This is a genomic window from Clostridium sp. AF22-10 (assembly GCF_003478725.1).
GTDB classification, from domain to species: domain Bacteria; phylum Bacillota; class Clostridia; order Lachnospirales; family Lachnospiraceae; genus Otoolea; species Otoolea fessa.
Window position 1 is genome coordinate 1 of sequence record NZ_QUFZ01000049.1, and the last position, 4,191, is coordinate 4,191.

Below are 4,191 nucleotides of genomic sequence, written 5' to 3' on the forward strand. Positions count from 1 at the left end.
TTCATGTTCACCTGTAATAAACATACGCATAAATTCCACAAAAGTTCTATCCTGAAAATAATTCTTATGAATACAATAAAGTTCTAAATTCCACAAAAGTTCTATCCTGAAAATAATTCTTATGAATACAATAAAGTTCATCATAGAAATCTTTTAATTTATTATTATCCATATCTTACTCGCCTTTATACATAATCAATTCTTCTGTATACGGTAAACTCTTAACCCAATCAATAAATGACCCAGACCATTCAGTAAGTTTATGATTTCTTCGTTGAAAATACATATTACGAATGTTTTCATAGTTCATTGTAACTGTTCTTGTCTGATTGAACGACTCTGGAAGAAGTTGAATGAGTGCGTACCAATATTTTTTATCTTTTGTTTCGTTGAACTTACATCTCAGTGCTTCAAGCTCGTTTAAGAATGCTTTTCCAATATCACACAATGTAACATGATCAAATGAAAACAAATCTTCTGTAATTGGGGTACTATGGATTTTGTGCATTTTAGAAGTGGAATTAGCAACTGTACCAACTTTATAAGTATCAAACTCACTCCACCAGTACATTGGTGCAGTAATATCTACACAAACCATGATCTGACGCATGAATTTATTATGAGATTCGTGTCCATCATGAACAGCAGCTTTAATAAGACGCTGCATTAGTCCTAAATCATTCTTACCTAAAATGGTTTTACCCTGTGGTGGAATATCAAATATACTATCACTTTTACTCCAGCTTTCTAAGGGATTTCTAGCTCCCCTGATCGCCCCTTCGAAATTATAAACTTTTGTATTCTCAAACTTCATTCTCATCATCCTTTCTTGTTAAATTAATATCTGGTTCTTTCACCCACTCATTGCAATAATCATTCTGACCAGCAGGTGTCCAGTCACATAAATATTCATTAATACAATTCTCACAAAGTTTCTTCATAGATATATTCTCCTAGTCATCCACATTTACCCACCATTTATCATTTCCACAAACCTCTTCACATTCATCTTCTGTATAAGATACTAATCTATCATATAATTCTTTAGATAGATTCCAAATATCATATTCATTACAGGAAGAAACTAACTCTGCGTCAGAATCATCCATTACATTACCATCGAAAAATCCTTGAATATTTTTACATTTGATTTGATAGACCGTTTTAATTCTAATCCATCCATCACAATACTCATCACGATACCCAACAGAACCTTCATCATACTTTTCTCCTTCAACACGGGCGTATTCTGTAAAATGTAGCTGATTATTATTCGGGTTATAATAAATTCCATTCATATCTGTAGCACAACATTCCCATCCGCTATTACTGCGTAGAAGTACATCTTCTGGAATATTATTTTGTTTAATAATGCGCTGTAACTGTTTAAAAGTCATAGATATATTCCTCCTTAACAATATTCCCACCAAAAATCATATAATTTATTACTTCCGTTACCTTTAGGCAAATATCCTTTATATCTACGAACTCTTTTATGAGATTGCTTCTTTATATATTTTGAACTTTTACTTCTCCACATTCTTTTATAATACGGTTTAAGATTTACTATCCATCCTCTATTGCGAATAAATGTTCTATCTTTATACCAGACAGGAGAAGGATATCCTGAACTAGATTTATGTAAATATTTTAAATGATCTTGATACTTCAAATATCGTTCTCTTTTGTTCATTCTCATATATCTCATCTCCTGTCCTTCTTGAAATTAAATTTTATTTTGTCATATCAATAATCGGTGTGGATGTTCCCTGTACTTCTGGAAGTGCACCATTCCACTTATCATATTTAATCTTTTCGATGAGTTCTGGTGTTAAAGAAGCAGCAATCTCTTTATTGGCTTCAGCCTGTGCTGCGGCTTTAATCTTAGTTGCTTCAGCATTACCTTCTGCTTCAATCTTTTTCTTCTCAGCATTTACTTCTGCAACCTGTTTCTCTTTTTCTGCTTCAACTTTAGCTGTCTTAGCTCAATGTTAGCAAGTTCTAGTTCCTGTTGTGCTGTTACTTTCTTCTGGATCGCTGCAGAAGTTTCCTTATCTGTTGAAATATTAGTGAAGTTTACAGTGTCAATCAGGATTCCATAAGGCTCGAATTTTTCTTTCAGGTAAACATCCAGTGCCTCATTAAGTTCCTGACGCTTATCACCAAATACATCTGTTACAGGATATTTTGCTGTAACCTCTTGTGTCCACGCTCTCATCTTTGGCTTAATAAAAGTATCTTTCACTTCTTTACCAGATTGTCCTTTGAACATAATAAATGTATCCGCAATCTTATCTGCATCGAACTTATATGAAAATTCGAGATCTACTGTTAATGATTTGCCATCAGAAGTTGGTGTAGAAAAACTTTCGTCCTTTGGAGAATCACCCTTTTCTTCGGATGAAAGATAAGACTGCTCGATTCCGATAGAATATGTAGTAACCTTTTTGGTTGGTGCTACTAAATGCCAACCCTGTGTTAAAACTTCTCCATCAATTCCTCCACTCATATTGTAAACGACTCCCACGTAACCTGCTGGAATCTTTTTAGAACACACAAAACCTCCAGCAACACCTGCTGCAATACAAACTCCTAAAACTGCTGCTCCAACTGCTCCTTTACTCATCTTATTTATCCTCACTCTCATCTTTTTCATTAATTTTATTTGTTACATTCTTCCAGACTTTTGAAATCAATTTTCCAATAGGAATATATATAATTGATAACAAAGCCCAAAGAATAACTGCGACTATAATTACCAAAATCACAAATACTGGATTCATTTTGTTTTATCTCCTTTCCACACCTATATGTTCACTCTTTTATCTTTTAAAAAGTTATGATCTCATTATATCTTTTTAATAATTCTTCTCTGTGCTTATTTACCCATTCCTTTGCAAAATTTTTCTTTTTCGCTGGAATATTACCTTTTATATAAGTACCGTCAATCAAGCTCAATACAGCTTCCATATCTTGATATTTTACATGTACATGTGGTAAGTTATGTCCATTTTCTTTAGTGTGAATTACAATTTTTATACCAAATTCAGAGAAAAATATATTATAATATACTTCTTCCTCTTCAAACATATAAATAGCAAATTTTAATTCATATTCACTCATGATGATTTATACCTCCTATTTATATATTCGCCCTATTCTACTTCAACGTTTATATACTTTAATACTTCTCTCATCCCAAGACCACCATTGGTTACTGGTTTCATACAATATTCCCAAATTTTAAGATGAGATTGTTTCAACATTTGAAATCTATTCGGTTCCTTCTCTAAATGACAACCATATGCACAAAATATACATCCTGTACGATTATATCCTGTAACATAATATTCTCCTTGATCGTCGGTTTTAATTTCTCCATAGACCGATGGATATGGGATGTTATATTTTATAATCATTTCTAAAATATTTTGCTCTGTCCAAAAACTAATTGGTTTACTACTTGGATTTTTGGTATCAAAAGCATTACATCCATTATGTAACCATTCAGTTTTTCTTTGATTACTTTCACAAGTCATTGTTCCTATAATAGGAAATAATCCTGTATCTTTTTCAAACTGATGAGCTGGATTCTTTTTCATAATATCACAACATTTATTAGATATTTTAAATGGTGCATCTATAACAAATTTCCATTTTCTTAAATCGTACATTCCGGTTTCTCTACCATCAAAACACCTAGCAGCCCAACAATTCTGACCTAATTTCTTTACGTCTCTAATTTGTCTACTTATTTTCTTACTGAGAATCGGATAACCTTCATTCAATATTACATCTTTAAATAATATTCTTTTACCATTTTTGTCTTGCGGAAAAGTTATAATTGTTTCAACATCCAATTTTGGGAATTGACTTTTCAACCATTTTTCAAAAGTTTTAACGTGTTCTCTTACCTCTGGAAATTCAAGACCTGTATCTGAAAACCATAGAATTAATTTACAATCAAACAAAACGCAAACTTTTGCAGTCAGATAAGCTAATACTGTACTATCTTTTCCACCAGAAAAAGACACATAGCACCTATTACTAAAGTATTTATACCATTCCATAATTCTAGTTATTGAAACATTAATTTTTTCTTCTAAAGACAGATTTATCAAATACTTTAAATCTTCTTTAGTGTGTTTAAAATCATATGAAATAACATATTACCATAGAATCTTTTCCAGT

The 4,191-nt window shown here is 31.9% G+C and carries 8 protein-coding genes; all 8 read right to left on the minus strand.

Features of this window, described 5'->3' with window-relative positions; genetic code table 11:
- Nucleotides 1-175: 175 nt before the first annotated feature.
- The 8 genes from DWX91_RS15910 to DWX91_RS15930 all read right to left on the minus strand — a co-directional run bounded on the left by DWX91_RS15910 (nucleotide 176) and on the right by DWX91_RS15930 (nucleotide 4,121).
- Nucleotides 176-814, minus strand: coding sequence for a hypothetical protein (locus tag DWX91_RS15910; protein ID WP_118539748.1), 639 nt, complete (start codon nucleotides 812-814; stop codon nucleotides 176-178).
- On the minus strand, nucleotides 804-941 hold the full coding sequence (locus DWX91_RS16845) for a hypothetical protein (RefSeq protein ID WP_182435115.1): 138 nt from the start codon (nucleotides 939-941) through the stop codon (nucleotides 804-806). The genes DWX91_RS15910 and DWX91_RS16845 overlap by 11 nt, the downstream gene beginning before the upstream one ends.
- 12 nt (nucleotides 942-953) lie before the next feature.
- The gene (locus tag DWX91_RS15915; RefSeq protein ID WP_118539750.1) at nucleotides 954-1,397 is read right to left on the minus strand and encodes a hypothetical protein; all 444 of its coding nucleotides are present in this window, start codon (nucleotides 1,395-1,397) and stop codon (nucleotides 954-956) included.
- A gap of 14 nt (nucleotides 1,398-1,411) precedes the next feature.
- A complete protein-coding gene (locus DWX91_RS16485) occupies nucleotides 1,412-1,699 on the minus strand; it encodes a hypothetical protein (RefSeq protein WP_147354436.1) in 288 nt (95 codons plus the stop codon).
- A gap of 234 nt (nucleotides 1,700-1,933) precedes the next feature.
- Complete coding sequence (locus tag DWX91_RS15920; protein ID WP_182435116.1) at nucleotides 1,934-2,626, minus strand: prohibitin family protein; 693 nt, start codon at nucleotides 2,624-2,626, stop codon at nucleotides 1,934-1,936.
- A gap of 1 nt (nucleotide 2,627) precedes the next feature.
- Complete coding sequence (locus DWX91_RS16850) at nucleotides 2,628-2,783, minus strand: hypothetical protein (protein ID WP_182435117.1); 156 nt, start codon at nucleotides 2,781-2,783, stop codon at nucleotides 2,628-2,630.
- Between the two features lie 46 nt (nucleotides 2,784-2,829).
- Nucleotides 2,830-3,123, minus strand: coding sequence for a DUF4160 domain-containing protein (locus DWX91_RS15925; protein ID WP_118539754.1), 294 nt, complete (start codon nucleotides 3,121-3,123; stop codon nucleotides 2,830-2,832).
- Nucleotides 3,124-3,155: 32 nt separating this feature from the next.
- A complete protein-coding gene (locus tag DWX91_RS15930) occupies nucleotides 3,156-4,121 on the minus strand; it encodes a phosphoadenosine phosphosulfate reductase family protein (protein WP_243099086.1) in 966 nt (321 codons plus the stop codon).
- Nucleotides 4,122-4,191 lie beyond the last annotated feature (70 nt).